We start from the raw sequence: 18,550 nt of genomic DNA, 5'->3' as shown, positions 1-18,550 counted from the left end.
CCTCACGCGAATGAGCCAGGGGCGAGGAACACAGTTCCCCGCCCCTCCTCAGTTTAGAAGCGCGCCCGCAGACCCACGAACGCGCCACGGCCCGGCGTGCCGTAGTTCAGGATGGTCTGATAGTCCTTGTCCAAGGCGTTCTCGACCCGGCCGTAGACCTCGAGGGTGTCGCTGATCGGATAGGACGCCCGCAGGTCCACGGTGGCGTAGCTTGAGACCGCCACAGTGTTGGCCTCGTTGTTGTAGGTCTTGCCCACATGGCGGACCGCCACCGTCGTCGAGAGGCCGACCGGCCAGCGATAGGTCGCCGACAGATTGGCCAGGTTCTTCGGACGACGCGACAGCTGCTTGCCGTCATTGGCGCCCGCCGCCAGTTCGGCCTGGGTATAGGTGTAGTTGCCGGTGACCGTCAGGCGCGCGGTCGGGCGCGCCTCGGCGATCAGCTCCAGGCCTTGCGCCTTGGTCTTCTGGAGGTTGCGGTAGTAGCCGAACCGGAAGACCCCGCCCGGCGCGCACATCGAGTCGGTCGCGCCGAACGCGCACGAGAAGAAGCGGATCTCGTTGTCGGCCTCACGGTGGAAGACCGTGGCTGAGGCGCGGACCTTGCCTTCCAGGAAGCGCTGCTCGACCCCGGCTTCCCAGCTGTCGAACTCCTCGGGCGAGAGCACGGCGTTGCCGTACTCGCTGAACAGCTCATAGAGGCCCGGCGCCCGGAAACCCTGGTTGTACCCCGCACGAAGCACCGTCGCGTTGTCGTTCAGCGCCCAGGCCGCGCCGACCTGGCCCAGCGTGTGGGCGCCGTAGGCGTCGTGGTCCTCGTAGCGCAGACCGCCGGTCACAGTCAGGCCCGGCGCGATTTCGGCCTGCAGTTGGCCATACAGGCTGTCGGCGCTGATCTTGCCGGTGCGGAACGCCACGTTCGGATTCGCGACCGACGGCGAGCGGGTGCGCATGCGCGAGCGCTCGCTCTCGGCGCCGAAGGTGGCGGTCCAGGTTTCGGTGATCGCGAAGACGCCCTGATACTCCCAGCGCTTGTTCTTGCCGGCGGCGTCAAACGTCATCGGCACGGCGGCGCGGGCAGGATTGTAGTTCTGGCGGTCGGTGTCGGTGTAGGCAAAGCCGACGCGGTTGTTCCAGCGGCCGTCCAGCAGGGCGGCGTTCAGGCCCTGATAGACCACCAGCTCCTTGGTGCGCCCAAACTCGGGGCTGTCGGTGTTGAAGCCGTCGAAGTCATTCTTGCCGCGCGAATAGACCGCGCGGGTCTCCACCGAAACCGCGTCGCTCAGCTTCACCCGCAGACGGCCCGACAGGCCCGTGTTCTGATAGCCGTCCTTCTCTTGGCCCAGCTTGTACGAGGAGAAGCCGTCGGTGGTGTAGTAGCCGCCCGCGACGCGCCAGGTGACCTTGTCCGAAGCGCCGCCGACGGCGCCGCGCAGATAGCCGGTCTTGCGCGCGCCAGCCTCGGCCGACAGCGTGCTCGTAAGCGGCGTGGTCGGTTCGGCCGTGACGATGTTGACGACGCCGCCGATCGCCTGGCTGCCCCAAAGCGTGGATTGGGCGCCGCGCAGCACCTCGATGCGCGAGACGTCGCCCACCAGCAGGTTGCCGCTGTTGAAGCCGCCTTGGGTGGACGACGGATCGTTCAGCTTCACGCCGTCGATCAGCACGACCGTGTGATGGCTCTCCGCGCCGCGGATGTAGAGGCTGGTCGCCGAGCCGACGCCGCCGTTGCGCGCGAAGGTGACGCTGGGCGTCTGGGCGAGCAGTTCGGTGACCGAGATCGCCTGGCTGGCCTGAATCACCGGCTCGGTCAGGACGGTCACCGACGCGCCGACCTTCTCGATCGGTTGGGCGGTGCGGGTGGCGGTGACTACCAGCTCGGCGACGCCGTTGGCGCCGGCCGCGCCGGCGACGTCGGCCTCGGGGGCTTTCTGGTCGTCGGCGAAGGCGGGCGCGGCGATCAGCGCGGTGGCCAGGGCGGTGGAGCTCAAAAGGGCTCGGATCATGTTCAGTCTTCCCGTTATGAACGACCCACACGACATCCCGAACGCCCGCGAAGACGCGGACGCTCAGGCCGCCGCGCGGCCTGTTGACTGTCGTTTCTCGGGAGATCCCGTTCGTTCGGCGCACCCCGGCCGAGCGATGAACGACTGCGCCGGGCAGGTCTCCTGGCTCACGGGTCAATGCTTCTGGGCGTCGCCTTCCCAGGCCTTTGGGGCCCAGTGGCATGTGACGCGAAGCTCGCCGCTTACAGTTGCGGGGGCAGCCGAGGTCTTCAACCTCGTTCCCTATTCATCCTCTCGCGAGGAACCTGACGCGGGGCCAGAGCTATAGGCTGCGCCGCACACGGTCAATGTGGAGGTTGGGTGACTGGCTTTGCGGGCGCAGGCCTGGGTTCTGTTCACGACCCATTCTTGCCCCCTCCGCGCCTTCGGCGCTCCTACCCCGGAGGGGGAAGAAGTAGCGCGAACCTTCTGCCCCCCAGGGGGCGGACGACCATGCGAAGCATGGTCCGGTGGGGGCCTGCGGCGTGTCCGACTTCCACCCTTCACCGACATTGGCGACGTCCGCTTCGCAACGTAAGCGCCAGACACCCCAATCCCCGTTATCGCACGGGGATCGTCGCCTTCCCGACCCAACACAATCAACGCCTTAGCCTGCTCAACCTCGGGCCCATCCAAAATCGACGCATCCCCCGCCAAACCGTCCGCACAATGGTCCCACCTCGTCGCGAAGAAAGGGCGCATGGCCAGCGACCATTTGCGGCGGCGGGGGGCGGTCGAGCGGGGACAGGTTCGAGGGGGATACTCGGACGGTCCGGGGCTGAGCTTGCTGGGCTCACCCGCCCGCCGTCGGCGTGGTTGGAGGCAAAAGGATGTGTCTTAGCCTGTAGTGGCTCGTCCTCTCCGACCGTCGAGCGTCTGGGAAACCAAGCGCTCGGGTCCCGGTAAGGCTTGAACAGGGCCACCTGACGGGACGCGGACGGATAACGGCTGCGCGGAGCGTCGAGCTTCGTCGAAACGGTATTCAACTCTCACACTCCGGACGAACGTCCGGCGCTCCGCGTCCCTTTCCATCCCTTCAGCGGTCGGCCGCGTGAAGCGGCGGCGCCGTGCTCATATCGAGGAACAGGCTAGCGCTGGCCGGATAATCCTCGCACACTCGTTTGAAAGCGCGATCAACGGCGCGGGGAGAAGTTTGAGTATGTCCGAGGCCCAGTCTCCTCAGAAGGCGTCTTCGTGGACGCTGGCGGCGTTCGCCGCGCCCTGCATTCCGGTTGCGGCCATGGGCCTGCCGCTCGTGGTCTATCTGCCCGAATACTACATCAACTCGCTGGGCCTTTCGCTGACCGTCGTCGGTTCGGCGTTCCTGATCGTCAAGCTGATCGACATCCTGTTCGACCCCCTCTTCGGCGGCCTGCTGGATCGCACCCGCATGCGGATGGGGCGCTTTCGCCCCTGGATGCTGATCGGCGCGCCGATTCTGACCGCAGGCTGCTACGCGCTGTTCATGGCTGAACCGGGTGTCGGCTCGCTCTATCTCTGGTTCTGGCTCGCGGTGCTCTACGGCGGCTACTCGATCGTGGTGCTGTCCCAGACCGCCTGGGGCGCGGTGCTGTCGAGCGACTACGAGCAACGCTCGCGCGTCTATGGCTGGTGGCAGGCGGCGAACGTCGTCGGGATGATCCTGGTGCTGTGCCTGCCGCCCTTCATCACCGGCGTGCTCAAGGGCGACCACATCGACAGCGTCCGGGCCATGGGCTGGTTCATCGTCATTCTGCTGCCGATCACGGTGCTGCTCGCCGTCATGACCGTGAAGGAACCAGCGGCCCCGCCCCAGCACGGCAAGACCGGCCTGGCGCAATACTGGCGACTGCTGATGCGGCCTTCGGTGCAGCGTCTGCTGTTCGCCGACCTTCTGATGGGCCTGGCCCCCGGGATCGCCGGCACGCTGTTCCTGTTCTTCTTCGAGCGGATCAAGGGCTTCGACAAGACCCAGGCGGGCGTGCTGCTGCTGGTCTATTTCCTGGCCGCTCTGGCGGGCGCGCCGCTTTGGCCGCTTCTGGCCAAGAAGCTGGGCAAGCACAAGGCGCTCGTCGTCGCCGCCATCGTCTACGCCTTTGTCCAGGTCGCCGCGATGTTCATGCCGGCCGGAAGCTCGGTGATGGGCATGTTCCTGCTGGTGTTGGCCGGCCTGCCCTACTCCGCCGCGCCGGTGCTGGTGCGTTCGATGATGGCCGACATCGGCGACGAGGAGCGCCTGGAGAGCGGCGTCGACAAGACCGGCCTGCTCTACGCCATCGTCACCGGCACGGTGAAGCTGGGCTACGCCCTGGCGGTGGCGGTGTTCATCGCCCTGGGCTGGATGGGCTTTGATCCCAAGGTGTCCACCCCCGAGGGCGATGCGGCCCTGATCGGCATGTACGCGATCGCGCCGGCCGTGCTGGGACTGGTGGTCGCTGCGATCATGATGCGCTATCCGCTGGACGCGACCCGCCTCGCCGAAATCCAGCGCCAGCTTGCGGCGCGGGACGCGGCGGCGGCGGACGCTTCCAAGTCCTCAGGCCCCTCGGATTCGCATGTCCCCTCAAACGCCGCCCTTGGCCCCGCCGAGTGACGACCAGCACCCGCTGTTCGCCCTGATCGAGATCATGGCGAAACTGCGGGACCCTCAGGGCGGCTGCCCGTGGGATCTGGAGCAGACCTTCGCGACCATCGCGCCCTACACGGTCGAGGAAGCCTATGAGGTCGCCGACGCCATCGAGCGCGGCGATCTTTCGGACCTGAAGGAGGAGCTGGGCGACCTTCTGCTGCAGGTGGTGTTCCACTCGCGCATGGCGCAGGAGCAAGGGGCCTTCGACATCACGGACGTGGCGCGCGCCATCTCCGACAAGATGATCCGCCGCCACCCGCACGTCTTCGGCGATCACGCCTATGAGACCCTCTCGGACCAGGTCGCCGGCTGGGAGCAGTTGAAGGCGCAGGAACGGCAGGCCAAGGCCAAGACGGGCGTGCTGGACGACGTGCCGACCGGCCTGCCCGCCCTCACCCGCGCGGTGAAGCTGACCAAGCGCGCCGCCCGCGTCGGCTTCGATTGGCCGACGGCCCATGAGGTGCTCGACAAGCTACGCGAGGAGACCGAAGAGATCGCGGTCGAGATCGAAGCCGGCGACCTGGCCAAGGCGCGCGAGGAGCTGGGCGACATCCTCTTCGTCTGCGCCAACTTGGCTCGCAAGCTGGACGTGGATCCCGAGGACGCCCTGCGGGCCACCAACGCCAAGTTCACGCGCCGCTTCGGCTTCGTCGAGACCGAACTGGCCAAGCGCGGCAAGGCGCCCGACCAGTCTGATCTGGCCGAAATGGACGCGCTCTGGAACGATGCGAAAGCGGCGGAGAAAGCGCCTTAGTCGACCGCCGCCGAAACCTGCGCGCCCGGAAACTGGCGCTCGAACCGGCCCAGGGCCTGGGCATCGAGGCGGGCGACCAAGGTCACCTCCCCGGCTGGGCCGTCATAGCGGCTGAGCACGCGGCCGTTGCGATAGATCCAGGCCAGAGCCTGGCCGTCCTGCGCGGCGAGACTCACCTCCACCGGCGGCGAGTCGTCGATGAGGCCGGCGATCCGGCGCAGCAAGGCTTCGCAGCCCTCGCCCGTGACCGCCGAAACCGCCGAGGCGTCATTGCGCCGGGCCTGGCCCTCGACGATCTCGCGATCGTCTTCCGAGAGCAGGTCCACCTTGTTCCACACCTCGACGACGGTCTTGCCCTCGTCGAACGTGACACCCAGTTCGGACAGCACGGTCTCGACGTCGCGGGCCTGCGCCTCGCTGTCGGGATTGGCGACGTCACGAACGTGCAGCACGACGTCGGCCTCCTGCACCTCCTCAAGGGTGGCGCGGAAGGCCTCGACCAGCTCGTGCGGCAGGTCGGAGATGAAGCCCACCGTGTCGGACATGATCGCCGGGCGACCGTCCGGCAGCTTCACGGTGCGAAGGGTCGGATCCAGCGTGGCGAACAGCATGTCCTTGGCCAGAACCTCGGCCTCGGTCAGCCGATTGAACAGCGTGGACTTGCCCGCGTTCGTGTAGCCGACCAGGGCGACGGTCGGGTACGGAACCTTCTTGCGGGCGCTGCGGTGAAGCGTCCGCGTCCGGCGGACTTCCTCGAGCTCCTTCTTGAGCTTGAGGATCGTGCCGGCGATCAGGCGGCGGTCGATTTCGATCTGGGTTTCGCCCGGGCCGCCGGTCGAGCCGGTGCCGCCGCGCTGGCGCTCCAGGTGGGTCCAGGTCCGCACGAGGCGCGAGCGCTCGTACTCCAGCCTGGCCAGTTCGACTTGCAGACGGCCCTCGCGGGTCCGGGCCCGGCGGGCGAAGATCTCGAGGATCAGGCCGGTGCGGTCGACGACCTTCACCTTCAGCGCCTTTTCGAGATTGCGCTGCTGGATGGGCGTGAGCTGGTCGTCGAAGACCGCGACGTCGACGTGCTCGACCTCGCAGATGGAGGCGAACTCCTCGACCTTGCCCTTGCCGAACAGGGTGGCGGGCGTGACGACGCGCAGGGGCGCGACCAGCGCCTCCACGACGTCGAGGTCAAGCGCCACCGCGAGGCCGACGGCCTCCTCGAGCCGGGCGTTGGGATCCCGGGCTTCGAGGGCCGCCTGGCCGCGCAAAGGACGCGAGGGATGGATCACGAGCGCCTTCAGGATCGGCGCAGCGTGGTCAATCGACTTGGAAATGGATTTGGACAAACGGCTCTAGGGTCAGTCGTCGGCGTCGGCGCTCGGCTCATAGAGCTGAACGGGTTGAGCCGGCATGATGGTGGAAATGGCGTGTTTGTAGACCAGTTGCGACTGGCCGTCGCGACGCAGCAGGACGCAGAAATTGTCGAACCAGCTGACCACGCCCTGCAGCTTGACGCCATTGACGAGGAAGATGGTGAGCGGCGTCTTCGACTTGCGAACGCTGTTCAGGAAGGTGTCTTGAAGGTTCTGCTTCTTCTCGGCGGACATACGGGGGTTCCCCTCTCATTGTTCTCGGAGGGCCACACGCCCCCCACACAAACAGGATCATGCTAGATCATTTTTCGCCGAAAGCGACACGCTCGCAGCGAAAAATTCCATCCAGCCTTGCGCCCGAGGACCGCCAAGTCCGGAGATTGTTCCGATCTCAGACGGCTTTCTGGCGCGCCTTCTCGATATAGAGCGCACGAAGGCGTTTCGCCACGGGGCCTGGCTTTCCGTCGCCCAACGTCACCCCGTCCACCTGAACGATCGAGGTCACCAGCGAGCCCGCGCCGGTGATGAAAGCCTCCTTGGCCTCCTGAGCCTCGGCGATGGTGAAGGGCTTTTCGCTGACCGTCAGGCCGCTCTCCCGGATCACATCCAGGAGCGTATAGCGCGTAACGCCACGCAGGATGTTGGCGTTGGTGTCGCGGGTTCGCAGCACGCCGTCCGCATCAATGATCCAGGCGTTGGACGATGCGCCTTCGGTGACCAAGCCCATGTCATCGACAAACCAGGCCTCGATCGCGCCGCGCTCGCGGGCGGCCTGCTTGGCCAGGGCGTTCGGCAGGAGACCGATCGACTTGATGTCGCAACGGCCCCAGCGGTTCTCCGGCACGGAGATGACCGAAGCGCCCAGCGCCGCCTTGGCCTCGCTGGCGGCGCGATCAAGCGACCGAGCGGTCACGACGACGGACGGGAGAACCGCTGGGTTCGGGAAGGCATGATCGCGCCGCGCGACGCCTCGCGTCACCTGAAGATAGCAAAGGCCTTCACGGACCTTGTTGCGCCGCACCGCCTCGCGCAGGACCATTGTCAATGCTGCCTCGCTCATCGGATGGGCGATCCGCAGCTCATCAAGGCTGCGCCACAGGCGTGCGAAGTGGCCTTCCGCGTCCGCCAGCTTGCCGTCAAAAACCGCCCAGACCTCGTAGACGCCGTCGGCGAGCTGGTAGCCGCGATCCTCGATATGCACCGCAGCCTCGCCATGGCGGACAAAGCGGCCGTTCACATAGGCGAAACGCGACATCTATTCTTCCTCGTCACCCCGGGCGCCCGAAACGCCCAGGGACTTCAGCTTGCGGTGCAGCGCTGAGCGCTCCATGCCGATGAAATTGGCCGTGCGCGAGATGTTCCCGCCAAACCGCAGGATCTGCGCGTTCAGATACTCCCGCTCGAAGAGTTCCCGCGCCTCCCGCAAGGGCAAGGCGATGATCCGCTCCGCGCCGATCGCACCGGCGTTGCCGGCGCTGGGCTGTTCCGAACCAGACAGCATCTCGGCGGTGATCAAGTCGCCCGGCTCGCCGGAGGCCAAGATCAGCATGCGCTCGACGTTATTGCGCAGCTGGCGCACATTTCCGGGCCAGGTCTGGACCTGGAGCGTGGCCAGAGCGTCTTCCCCAAGCCGGCGCCGGGCCAGTCCCGTGGCCTCGCTGATACGATCGACAAAGTAGGTGATTAGCTCCGGAATATCCTCTCGCCGCTCTGCAAGACCCGGCACGCGCACGGGCACCACGTTGAGGCGATGGAAAAGGTCCTCCCGGAACCGGCCAGCCGCGATCTCGTCTCGCAGATCGCGCGAACTCGACGATATGACCCGCACGTCCACTTGCACATCGTTGTCGCCGCCGACCCGACGGAAGCGCTGCTCCACCAGGACACGCAGGATCCGGCCTTGAGTCTCGCGAGGCATGTCCGCCACCTCGTCGAGATACAACGTTCCGCCATGCGCGCGTTCGAAGACGCCGATCTTGCGGGGCCGACCGCCCTCGCCTTCTTCGCCAAAGAGCTCCACATCCAGCCGCTCTGGAGCCATGCCCGCAGCACTGACTGCGACGAACTCCTGCCGGGCGCGAGCGCTCGCGCCATGGATCAGGCGTGCGACCAGCTCCTTGCCCGAGCCGGGCGGACCGGACACGAGAACCCGGCTATTCGCCGGCGCGACCTTCAAGATCAGCTGGCGCAAAGCTTGCGCAGCCGCAGACTTGCCGATCAGACCATCCGGCGCCAGCGTCTGCGCGCGGAGCCGGCGGTTTTCCCGACGAAGGCCGGCGGCCTCCAGCGCGCGCTCGACGACCAGAAGAAGGCGGTCGGACTTGAAGGGCTTTTCCAAGAACTCATAGGCGCCCCGTTTGATCGCGCTCACGGCCGTCTCGATATTGCCGTGTCCTGAAATCATGATGACGGGCAGGTCAGCGTCCAGCGCCTTGACCATGTCGAGCAGTTCCAGCCCGTCCATGCCGCCGCCCTGCATCCAGATGTCCAGAACCAGCAACGCGGGCTTGCGCGCGCGGATCGCCGCGAGGGCCTGATCGGAATCCGCAGCCGTCCGGACGGCGTAGCCCTCATCCTCGAGGATGCCGGCCACGAGGTCCCGGATATCGGCCTCGTCATCCACCACTAGAACGTCGGCGCTCATATCATCTCCTCAACGCCACTCTGGGCCGCGACGGGCAGGCGCGCGGTCGTTGGAAACTTCATGACGACGCGCGCGCCAGGCGGTTCGCGCGCATCGACGAGGGCCAGGCTGCCGCCATGGTCCTCCATGATCCGCTTGACGATGGCCAGGCCAAGGCCCGTGCCTTTCTCGCGGGTGGTCACATAGGGTTCGGTCAAGCGGTCCCGATCCTTGGCGGGTAAGCCCACGCCGTTGTCCTCGATCGTGACGCAGAGCTCCTCACCGTCCCAGACGAGGGTCGCCATGATGCGCCCACGGAGCTCGGGTTCGTTCACCCGTCGGGCGCCGACCGCCTCGCCAGCATTCTTGAGGATGTTCGTCAGCGCCTGACCGATCATGCGCTCGTCGCTCGTGATCCAGACATCCCCGTCGCCCGGCTCCTCAAGCTTGACCTCGATCTCGGCGTCCTGGAACCGTTGGGCGAAGACCGCCTGCCGCAGCATTTCAGTCAGGTTCGCGGGCTCGAAGCGCGGCGCCGGCATCCGGGCGAAGGCCGAGAACTCGTCCACCATCCGCCCGATATCGCCAACCTGTCGGATAATGGTGTCGGTGCAGCGATCGAAGGTCTCGAGATCGCTGGCGATCTCCTTGCGATACTTGCGTCGCAGGCGTTCAGCCGACAGCTGGATCGGGGTCAGGGGATTCTTGATCTCGTGAGCGATCCGTCGCGCGACATCCTTCCAGGCGGCGTTCCGCTGGGCCGCCACGAGGCGCGTTATGTCATCGAAGGTGAGCACCAGCCCTTCGGCGAAATGGCCTGCCGCGCGCACCCGCAAGCGCCGAGTCTCCCCTTCGCGCATGATGTCGACCTCGACGTCCGTATCGGGCCGGCTTTCCAACAGCGCGGTCATGACCGTTTCGAACTCGGGAGCCAGCGCGATCAGATCGACGCCAATCGCGTCGTTCGGCAGACCAAGCAACGCCACCGCGCGTCGGTTTACGGCCGAGATCTTGCCGCGATCATCCAGGCTGACAACGCCCGCGCTGACGCCTGAGAGCACTGTCTCGATGAACTGTCGACGACTCTCTGCATCCAGGCTCGCGGCCTTCAGCGCCGCTTGTTGCAGCTGTAGCTCGCTGGTCATCATGTTGAAGGCGTTTGAGAGCGCCCGGATCTCTTCGGGGCCTCTTTCGACTTCCACCCGCGCGTCGAGATCGCCCCCAGACACGCGCCCGGCGGCCTCGACGAGCCCCGCCACAGGCCCGGCGATCGAGTTCGCAGCCGCGATCCCCACCCAGATGGCGGCCACGAGGACGAGCAGGGCTGTCTCGAGGTAGCTCAAGCCGAAGATCGCCTGTATACGCCCCCGACTGCGCTCGGCGTCACGATACGAGATCAGCGCGTCCTGGGTCTCGATCAGGTGATTGAGAATGCCCTTCTCGATCGGCCGAACGACGTAGAGATAGCCGTCGTCGAAGCCCTTGAGCTTATAGAGGGTGCGGAAAAGGTCGGTCGAAACGAAGCGCTGCGCGCTCGCCTCACCGCCGTCGGCCCAATCGAAGCTTGCCGGTGGCGGCGCCAGGAATGGCGGCGCGCCTTCCGACTCGGTGCGGGCGAGGATTCTGCCGTCGCGATCAAGCACATAGGCGGCGGAGAAGCCGTTGTCCTGCGTCAGGCCGGCGAGGAAATGACCAAAGGCGACGGGCGATTGCGCCAGCGCTGGGGCCGCTTGGTTCAGGCTGGTCGCCATCGGTCCGATATGCTCGGAAATGTAGTTCTTCTGCTGCTCGACGTAGGAGTTGGCGACCTTGGCCGAGTTGCCGACCACGGTCTGGACACGCTCGCTGAACCAGCCGTCGACCCCGCGATTGACCAGCACGCCAAAGAACAGGGCGACGATCACGGCGGGCGCGACCGCCGCCAGCGAAAACAGGCCCACGAACCGCAAGTGCAGCCGCGCCCCGGCGTCGCTCGCCCGCGCGTCGATCAGCTCGTAGAGCCGGAGCCCGACGACGGTCGCCACGCCTAAAATGAGGACCAGATTGAAGCCCAGAACGACCAGGATCACCGTGCTGGCGGCGCCGATCGAGTCGGTTCGCGGCGGCGACGAGGCCAGGGCCACGCCGGCGACGGTCAGGATCACCGCCAGCGCGTAGCCACCACCGATCAGGTAGCGCGACCGCAAAACCCCCCGCCACCAGGCCCGGCTAAACCGGGTCGGCGGACTATCGGATCCCGTCGCATAAGCCACTGAAGACATCGCTCACGAGTTTAGGAGCGTGTGGCTCAAATTCAACAGTTATGTGCCAAGAAAGCTGCAACTTCAGCGACGCCCCCGGGTCATCTCCACTCCCAGATCCTGGATCTTCTTGCGGAGCGTGTTGCGATTCAGGCCGAGGATCTCGGCGGCTCGCACCTGGTTCCCACGGGTCGCGGAGAGCGTCAGCTGGATCAGGGGGCGCTCCACCTCCTCCAGAATGCGATCATAGAGGCCTGGCGCGGGAACGCCGTCGGGCTGATCGGCGAAGTGCGACGCCAGGTGACGCTCGACCAGCATCGACAACGTGACCGGACCCTCATCCGCTCGAACCGCCGGCGCGTGGTCTTGCAATTCTCTGTCGACGATACGCGCTGTGATCAGCTCTTCGGCGTAGAGCGCGCACATCCGTCGCATCAGGTTTTCGAGTTCACGAACATTTCCGGGCCACGGGTGGCTCTTGAGACGGTCCAGAGCGCCCTGATCGATCGTCTTGGCAGGCAGCCCTTCGCGCGCAGCCCGGAGCAGGAAAGTCCGCGCCAGATCGGGAATGTCTTCGGCGCGATCGCGCAGCGGCGGCAAACGGACGGGCGCGACGTTGAGCCGGAAGAACAGATCCTCGCGGAACAGTCCCTGCTGGATCAGGCCCCGCAGATCACGGTTGGTCGCGGCGATGATCCGAACATTTGGGCGCCGCCCGGTCTTCGGGTTGATCACCGGCTCGGTGCCATCGATCACACGCAGCAGGCGGGTCTGGGCGTCGAGCGGCATGTCGCCAATCTCGTCGAGGAACAGCGTGCCGCCGTCGGCCTCGACCAGGCGACCGTTGTCGCCCTCCCCGCGCCCGAAGAGCTCGGCCTCGACGCGCTCGCGCGGGACGGCGGCGAGGTTGATCACCACGAACTTCCCATCGCGGCGGCGGCCTAGCTCGTGGAGCGCGCGCGCCACCAGCTCCTTGCCCGTTCCGCTTTCGCCGAGGATCAGGACCGTCAGGTCCGCGCCGACCAGCCGCGCGATCGTGCGATAGACCTCTTGCATGGGCGCCGAACGGCCGATGAGAGGCAGGCGCTCGTCGCGCATCGCACGCGCCTGCGCCTTCGAGGCTTCGGTGTCCGCTGGCCGCGACAGGGCTCGACGCGCCGCAGCGGTGACGTCGTCCAGATCAAAGGGCTTGGAGACATACTCGAAGGCGCCAGCGTCAGCAGCGTTGACGGCCGTGAGAAGCGTGTTCTGCGCGCTCATCACGATGATCGGTAGCTTCGGCCGCTCTTTCCGGATTCGCGGCAAAACGTCGAAGACGTTTTCGTCGGGCATCATCACGTCGGTGACAACAAGGTCCCCTTCGCCATCGGTCACCCACTTCAAAAGAGTGGTGGCGTTGCCAGTGGCCCGAACTTGGTAACCCAGGCGGGTGAAGGCTTGACTGAGGACGAGACGGACCGAGCTGTCGTCGTCGGCGATCAGGATTTTCTTGCTCGCGGCGTTCATGCTCGGACGTCTCCGGAACTGACTTCAGGGGCAACAGGCAACAACACGCGGAAGACGGTGCGGCCGGGCTCAGACTCGAAATCGATCAAACCGCCGTGCGCGGTGACTAATTTTGTGACCAAGGCCAGGCCGAGCCCTGTCCCGTTAGACTTGGTGGTGACAAACGGCTGGAAGAGATGGTCGCGCAGGGTGGATGGCACGCCCGGTCCGTTGTCGATCACACGAACCTCGATTGGCGCGCCGCTGGCGGCTTTTCCGTCAGCGCCGCGGACACGGACGCCGGGCCGCCACGCCGTATGAATCGACAACACGCCGCGATCGTCGCCGCGCATGTGCGCGGCCTCGGCTGCGTTCTTCATCAGGTTCAGGAAAATCTGGATCAGGTGATCCTCGTCGCCCCAGACCGGCGGCAACGAGGGATCATAGCTCTCCTTGAGCGTGAGGCCGTCGGCGACGCCATTCGCCACCAAGGCGCGGACCCGATCCAGCACCTGGTGGATGTTGACGGGCTCCCGAGACGTCGGCGCCTGCTCTGAGAACGCCTCCATGCGATCCACCAGGCGTCTGATCCGGTCCGTCTCATCGACGATCAACTGCGCCAGGGGCTGGTCAACCGCGCTCGCGCCGGTCTTCAGCAACTGCGCGGCGCCGCGGATGCCGGCCAGCGGATTCTTGATCTCGTGTGCCAGCATCTTGCCAAGGCCCACCACCGAGCGAAGCCCCGCCGCGTCGGCGCTGCGGTCCACGCCAAGCACGCCCTTGACGTGCAGGGTCAGCAGCACTGAGCCATCGCCCAACGGAACCGCCGCGCCATCCGCCTCGAAGGGCGGTTGGCCAAAGAGATTGACCTCGACGCCGTGCTCCCGAACCGGAGCGCCTTCGAACACCGCTCGATCGAGCAGAGAGACCAGCACTGAACCGGGAGGAAGCGCCGCGCGGAATCGCCCGCGCGCCAGGAGCGACAGGCCATGGCCGAACAAGGCCTCTGCAGCTTCGTTTACTGCGACCAGGCCGCCGTCTTGGTCGACGACGAGAGCCGGCTCTGGGCTCAAATCGAACGCCGCAGCCTTCAGAGCCTCGGTCGCGAGACCGCCGAGAACGCGAGCACGGTCAGTCATGCGGCTTGTCTCCCGCCCACCAGCCAAAGGTCGCGCAACGCCCGTTCCACGGCGGCGGGATCTTCAAGTCTGCACAAGCTGGCCCGCGCCGCCCGGCGCGCTTCGGCAGTTTCCGGCCACGGCGCCGCCTCGATGTAGGACGCAAGATGCTTGCGGAACATCTTCAGTCCGAGACGCTCTCCGTAGAATGAGAGGCTGCGGCGAAAGTGGGTGACCGCGATCGCTAGCCGCTCCTCGGCGGCGGGCTCTTCGAAACCTCGCCCCTCCAGGGCCGCCTCGATCGCCCCTGCGATCCAGGGCCGACCATAAACGCCGCGACCGATCATCACCCCATCAGCGCCGGACTGCTCCAGCGCCTCCCGGGCGCTGTCACCGTCGACGATATCGCCATTGACCAAAACCGGGACGGAGACCGCGCGCTTAACGGCCGCAACGGCCGACCAGTCTGCGACGCCCTTGTAGAACTGATTGCGCGTCCGCCCATGCACCGTGACGGCCTTGGCCCCGGCGGCTTCGGCGCGCCGCGCAATATCTGGCGCATTGAGGCAGTCGATGTCCCAGCCCAGTCGCATCTTGACCGTCACCGGCACGTCGACAGCCTCGACGGCGGCGGCGACCAAGGCTTCCGCGAGATCCGGCTCTCGCATCAGAGCTGATCCACAAGCCGCGCCGGCGGCGACCTCCTTGGCCGGGCAGCCGAAATTCAAATCGATAATCTCAGCGCCGGCCTCTTGGGCCATCCGCGCGCCTTGCGCCATGAAGTCGACGTCGCGACCCACCAGCTGGATCACCGTCAGGGGAAGGCCCTCACCGACCGCCGCCCGCCGGACGACATCGGGACGCCCCTTCGCAAATTCGGCGCTGGCGACCATCTCGGTGGCCACATAGGGCGCGCCAAGCGCCGAGGCCGTTTCTCTGAAAGGCAGATCCGATACGCCCGTCATGGGTGCTATCCACACCCGGCCCGGAACCTCGACGCCACCGATATCGAGCGCTTTGCTCATTTTATAATCATCCCCGAAGCCGTCTTTTTAGGCATATTGTGCGCCGCAGTAAAGCCCGTATCGACTGGACAAGCGGCGGCGCGCGACTAAACAGCCCGCATGAGTTTTTCCGTCGTCATCGTGGCCGCTGGCTCAGGGACAAGAGCCGGGCCGGGCCAAGCTAAACAGTGGCGGCTTTTGGCCGGCAAACCCGTGTTGCGCTGGTCGGTTGAGGCCTTCCTCGCCGCAGGCGCGGCGGAGATCATCATTGTCACGACACGCGACGGCGAAAGCGCGGCTACAGACGTTCTGGCGGGCCTAAGCGGCTGGCGCACCACGCTCGGCGGCGCGACGCGGGCGCTCTCAGTCCAGGCAGGCCTTGCCGCGCTCTCCGAGCGCCCTGGCGACGAGTCTGTCTTGATCCACGACGCCGCGCGCCCCTTCGTCAACCGGAAGATCATTGACGGTCTTCTGCGTGCGCTGGCCAACGCCGATCTCGCCCTGCCCGCCTTGGCGGTTGCGGACACCCTCAAGCTAGCATCGCCCGACGCATCAGCCAGGACCGTTTCCCGAGAGCACCTGTGGCGCGCACAGACGCCTCAAGCGGCGCCGCGCGACAGGTTGCTGGCCGCCTACGCCCGATGGGCGGACGGCGAGCCGACAGATGACGCCCAGGTGGTCGAGGCCGCCGGCGGTCGCATCGCCATGATCCCTGGCGATCCGCTCCTGAACAAACTGACCTATCCCGAGGATTTCGCCATGGCCGAACGTCTTGCCGGCGCCGCGCGCGTCACCCGTGTCGGCCAAGGCTTCGATGCGCACCGTTGGGGGCCTGGCGAGGAAGTCTGGCTCTGCGGCGTCGCCATCAAGCATGACGAGACCTTGATTGGGCACTCAGACGCGGATGCGGGCCTGCACGCGCTGACCGACGCGATCCTTGGCGCTATCGGTGAAGGCGACATCGGCGACCACTTCCCCCCGACCGATCCGAAGTGGAAGGGCGCGGCGTCGGACCAGTTTCTCAAGCATGCGGTCGACCTTGTGGCGGCTAAGGGCGGGGCGCTGGTCAATGTCGACGTGACCCTGATCTGCGAGCGCCCCAAGATCAAGCCGCACCGCCAGGCGATGCGTGAGCGCCTGGCCGAGATCCTCTCCCTGCCTATTGATCGCGTGAGTGTGAAGGCGACCACGACCGAGAAGATGGGGTTCACCGGCCGCGGCGAGGGCTTGGCGGCGTCGGCGGTCGTCTCGGTCGAGACCCCGGCCTGATTGGGATAGTCTGCAAACTCGCGAGATCGGAGGTTCTGATGTTCCCGCTTGAAATCCAGACCCTGGCGCGCCTGCTGATCGACGAGGCCCGTGCGCGGTCCCTGCGCCTCGTCTCAGCCGAGAGCTGTACGGGCGGTCTTGTGGCTGGGGCGATCTGCTCGATCTCGGGCGCGTCAGACGTCTTCGAGCGCGGCTTTGTAACCTACACCAATCGCGCCAAGTCCGAGATGCTGGGCGTCCCGGGCGACCTGATCGCCGACCATGGCGCGGTCTCTGAGCCTGTCGCGCGGATGATGGCCGAGGGCGCGCTGCGCGAGAGCCACGGCCATGTCGCCGTCGCGATCACGGGCGTTGCGGGCCCCGGCGGCGGATCGCCGATGAAGCCCGTGGGAACGGTTCACTTCGCCGTCGCCCGCGCCAACCGCTCTGTCGTTCATCGCCTCGAGCGCTTCGACGGAGAGACCCGCGAGGCCGTGCAACTGGCGGCGGTGCGCACCGCGCTCGAGATGCTCCGGGAAGCGGTGGCCTGAGGCGCTAGGCCCGCGCGCCGTGCAGCTGACGCGCGCGCTCTTCGAAACAGGCGATGAGCTTGCCGGCCGCCTTGTCGACATTCGCCGCCAGCATGGCGTCCAGAAGCGCTGACTTGAAAGCGAAGTCGATCACGAACTCGACCCGCGTCGCATCGCCGTCAGGTACGAAGCGCCAGCCGTTGCTGAGACGCTTGAAGGGACCATAGAGCAGGCTGACGTCGATCGAGAGGGCGTCGCGATCGCGTCGAACGCGCGTGGCGAACTTTTCCCGAAGGAACGAGAAGCCGACCTGGGCTTCAGCGTCGACCGTGCTGACCGCCCCGTCGACGCGACCGTTCCAGGTCCGCATGCCGGTGATCCACGGGACAAACTTCGGATACGTCTCGACATCGCCGACCAGCTCGAACAGCTGCTCGGGCGTGTAAGGCAGCACCCTCGAAACGACGTGTCGATGCAAGGCTTACGCCGTGCGAGCGTCGAGGGCGCGCCGCGCCGCCTGCAGCTTGGCGAAGTCCTCGCCGGCATGGTGCGACGAGCGCGTCAGTGGGCTGGACGAGACCATCAGGAAACCCTTGGCCCGCGCGATCGCCTCATAGGCCTTGAACTCTTCGGGCGTCACGAAGCGGTCGATCGCCGCGTGCTTGCGGGTGGGCTGCAGGTACTGGCCGATGGTGATGAAGTCGACCCCGGCCGAGCGCATGTCGTCCATCACCTGCATGACCTCCTCCTTGGTTTCACCCAGGCCGACCATCAGGCCCGACTTGGTGAACTGGGAGGGATCGCGCTGCTTCACGCGGTCCAGCAGGCGCAGCGAGTTGTAGTAACGCGCCCCGGGACGGATCTTGAGATAGAGCCGCGGCACGGTTTCGAGATTGTGGTTGAAGACGTCCGGCTTGGAGTCGATGACCACGTTCTCGGCGCCCTCTTTGCGCAGGAAATCCGGGGTCAGAATCTCAATCGTCGTCCCCGGAGCGGCGGCCCGGATGGACGTGACGACCTCCGCGAAGTGGCGCGCGCCTCCGTCCAGAAGGTCATCGCGGTCCACCGACGTGATGACGACGTGCTTGAGGCCCATCTTGGCGACGGCCTCGGCGACTCGCCGCGGTTCATCGGGATCCAGCTGGGTGGGCAGGCCCGTCGTGACGTTGCAGAAAGCGCAGGCGCGGGTGCAGATCTCGCCCATGATCATCATGGTCGCGTGCTTCTGGCTCCAGCACTCGCCGATGTTCGGACAGGCCGCTTCCTCGCAGACCGTGTGAAGCTTGTGCTCCCGCACAATGCCTTTGGTCTCGTTGTACTGACCCGAGCCGGGCGCGCGCACGCGTAACCACTCCGGTTTGCGGAGCACCGGCGTATCCGGGCGGTTCTGCTTTTCGGGATGGCGCGCCGCCCGGTCTTCCGAGCCGCGAGCCTTCAGCGTGTCGATCACCGTGGCCATGGCGCCTAAATCGGTCTTCTTGCCCTTCGGATCAAGCGCTTGATCTTGCGTAAGGCCCCAAGGCGCGAAATG

The 18,550-nt window shown here is 66.3% G+C and carries 16 protein-coding genes and 1 riboswitch; of the genes, 5 read left to right on the top strand and 11 right to left on the bottom strand.

What is annotated here, in order from left to right; all coding sequences use genetic code 11:
- Positions 1 to 53: 53 nt before the first annotated feature.
- A complete protein-coding gene (locus J2X45_RS03740; protein ID WP_310211448.1) occupies positions 54 to 2,006 on the bottom strand; it encodes a TonB-dependent receptor domain-containing protein in 1,953 nt (650 codons plus the stop codon).
- A gap of 134 nt (positions 2,007 to 2,140) precedes the next feature.
- Positions 2,141 to 2,330: riboswitch (cobalamin riboswitch) on the bottom strand.
- A gap of 384 nt (positions 2,331 to 2,714) precedes the next feature.
- Between J2X45_RS03740 and J2X45_RS03730 the strand changes: the two genes are divergently transcribed.
- From J2X45_RS03730 to mazG, 3 genes are all read left to right on the top strand, one after another.
- Positions 2,715 to 2,951 carry a hypothetical protein gene (locus J2X45_RS03730; RefSeq protein ID WP_310211446.1) on the top strand — a complete coding sequence of 79 codons (237 nt, stop codon included), beginning with the start codon at positions 2,715 to 2,717 and terminating at the stop codon, positions 2,949 to 2,951.
- A gap of 253 nt (positions 2,952 to 3,204) precedes the next feature.
- On the top strand, positions 3,205 to 4,617 hold the full coding sequence (locus J2X45_RS03725) for an MFS transporter (RefSeq protein WP_310211444.1): 1,413 nt from the start codon (positions 3,205 to 3,207) through the stop codon (positions 4,615 to 4,617).
- Positions 4,580 to 5,407: a nucleoside triphosphate pyrophosphohydrolase gene (mazG, locus tag J2X45_RS03720; protein ID WP_310211442.1), complete on the top strand. Its 828-nt coding sequence runs from the start codon at positions 4,580 to 4,582 to the stop codon at positions 5,405 to 5,407. Before J2X45_RS03725 ends, mazG begins: the two co-directional genes overlap by 38 nt.
- Here mazG and hflX read toward each other — a convergent pair.
- The 8 genes from hflX to dusB all read right to left on the bottom strand — a co-directional run bounded on the left by hflX (position 5,404) and on the right by dusB (position 15,262).
- Positions 5,404 to 6,744: a GTPase HflX gene (hflX, locus tag J2X45_RS03715; RefSeq protein ID WP_310211440.1), complete on the bottom strand. Its 1,341-nt coding sequence runs from the start codon at positions 6,742 to 6,744 to the stop codon at positions 5,404 to 5,406. The two genes, mazG and hflX, sit on opposite strands and share 4 nt — an antisense overlap.
- Positions 6,745 to 6,756: 12 nt before the next feature.
- The gene (gene hfq / locus J2X45_RS03710) at positions 6,757 to 7,005 is read right to left on the bottom strand and encodes an RNA chaperone Hfq (RefSeq protein WP_010919613.1); all 249 of its coding nucleotides are present in this window, start codon (positions 7,003 to 7,005) and stop codon (positions 6,757 to 6,759) included.
- Between the two features lie 157 nt (positions 7,006 to 7,162).
- Positions 7,163 to 8,026, bottom strand: coding sequence for a D-amino-acid transaminase (locus J2X45_RS03705; protein WP_310211436.1), 864 nt, complete (start codon positions 8,024 to 8,026; stop codon positions 7,163 to 7,165).
- Positions 8,027 to 9,415: a nitrogen assimilation response regulator NtrX gene (gene ntrX, locus J2X45_RS03700; protein ID WP_310211435.1), complete on the bottom strand. Its 1,389-nt coding sequence runs from the start codon at positions 9,413 to 9,415 to the stop codon at positions 8,027 to 8,029. It abuts the gene before it with no gap.
- On the bottom strand, positions 9,412 to 11,655 hold the full coding sequence (locus J2X45_RS03695) for a PAS domain-containing sensor histidine kinase (protein WP_310211434.1): 2,244 nt from the start codon (positions 11,653 to 11,655) through the stop codon (positions 9,412 to 9,414). Before J2X45_RS03695 ends, ntrX begins: the two co-directional genes overlap by 4 nt.
- 63 nt (positions 11,656 to 11,718) lie before the next feature.
- Complete coding sequence (locus J2X45_RS03690) at positions 11,719 to 13,140, bottom strand: sigma 54-interacting transcriptional regulator (RefSeq protein WP_310211432.1); 1,422 nt, start codon at positions 13,138 to 13,140, stop codon at positions 11,719 to 11,721.
- Positions 13,137 to 14,258 carry a nitrogen regulation protein NR(II) gene (locus J2X45_RS03685; RefSeq protein ID WP_310211430.1) on the bottom strand — a complete coding sequence of 374 codons (1,122 nt, stop codon included), beginning with the start codon at positions 14,256 to 14,258 and terminating at the stop codon, positions 13,137 to 13,139. The genes J2X45_RS03690 and J2X45_RS03685 overlap by 4 nt, the downstream gene beginning before the upstream one ends.
- Complete coding sequence (dusB, locus tag J2X45_RS03680) at positions 14,255 to 15,262, bottom strand: tRNA dihydrouridine synthase DusB (protein ID WP_310211428.1); 1,008 nt, start codon at positions 15,260 to 15,262, stop codon at positions 14,255 to 14,257. Before dusB ends, J2X45_RS03685 begins: the two co-directional genes overlap by 4 nt.
- A gap of 99 nt (positions 15,263 to 15,361) precedes the next feature.
- Here dusB and J2X45_RS03675 point away from each other — a divergent pair, with 99 nt between their 5' ends.
- Together J2X45_RS03675 and J2X45_RS03670 are read left to right on the top strand one after the other, a co-directional pair.
- Positions 15,362 to 16,510 (top strand): bifunctional 2-C-methyl-D-erythritol 4-phosphate cytidylyltransferase/2-C-methyl-D-erythritol 2,4-cyclodiphosphate synthase, encoded by a 1,149-nt coding sequence (locus J2X45_RS03675; RefSeq protein ID WP_310211426.1) that lies wholly within the window; start codon positions 15,362 to 15,364, stop codon positions 16,508 to 16,510.
- 38 nt (positions 16,511 to 16,548) lie between these two features.
- Positions 16,549 to 17,040 carry a CinA family protein gene (locus J2X45_RS03670; protein WP_310211424.1) on the top strand — a complete coding sequence of 164 codons (492 nt, stop codon included), beginning with the start codon at positions 16,549 to 16,551 and terminating at the stop codon, positions 17,038 to 17,040.
- 4 nt (positions 17,041 to 17,044) lie between these two features.
- Here J2X45_RS03670 and J2X45_RS03665 read toward each other — a convergent pair whose 3' ends face one another.
- Together J2X45_RS03665 and lipA are read right to left on the bottom strand one after the other, a co-directional pair.
- A complete protein-coding gene (locus tag J2X45_RS03665; RefSeq protein ID WP_310211422.1) occupies positions 17,045 to 17,497 on the bottom strand; it encodes a type II toxin-antitoxin system RatA family toxin in 453 nt (150 codons plus the stop codon).
- Between the two features lie 3 nt (positions 17,498 to 17,500).
- Positions 17,501 to 18,478 (bottom strand): lipoyl synthase, encoded by a 978-nt coding sequence (gene lipA, locus J2X45_RS03660; RefSeq protein WP_096033277.1) that lies wholly within the window; start codon positions 18,476 to 18,478, stop codon positions 17,501 to 17,503.
- Positions 18,479 to 18,550: the final 72 nt, after the last annotated feature.

Source organism: Caulobacter sp. BE264, from assembly GCF_031457805.1.
Classification (GTDB): Bacteria; Pseudomonadota; Alphaproteobacteria; order Caulobacterales; family Caulobacteraceae; genus Caulobacter.
Note: the sequence above shows the minus strand (reverse complement) of the source record. Positions and strands in the feature narration are given on the sequence as shown.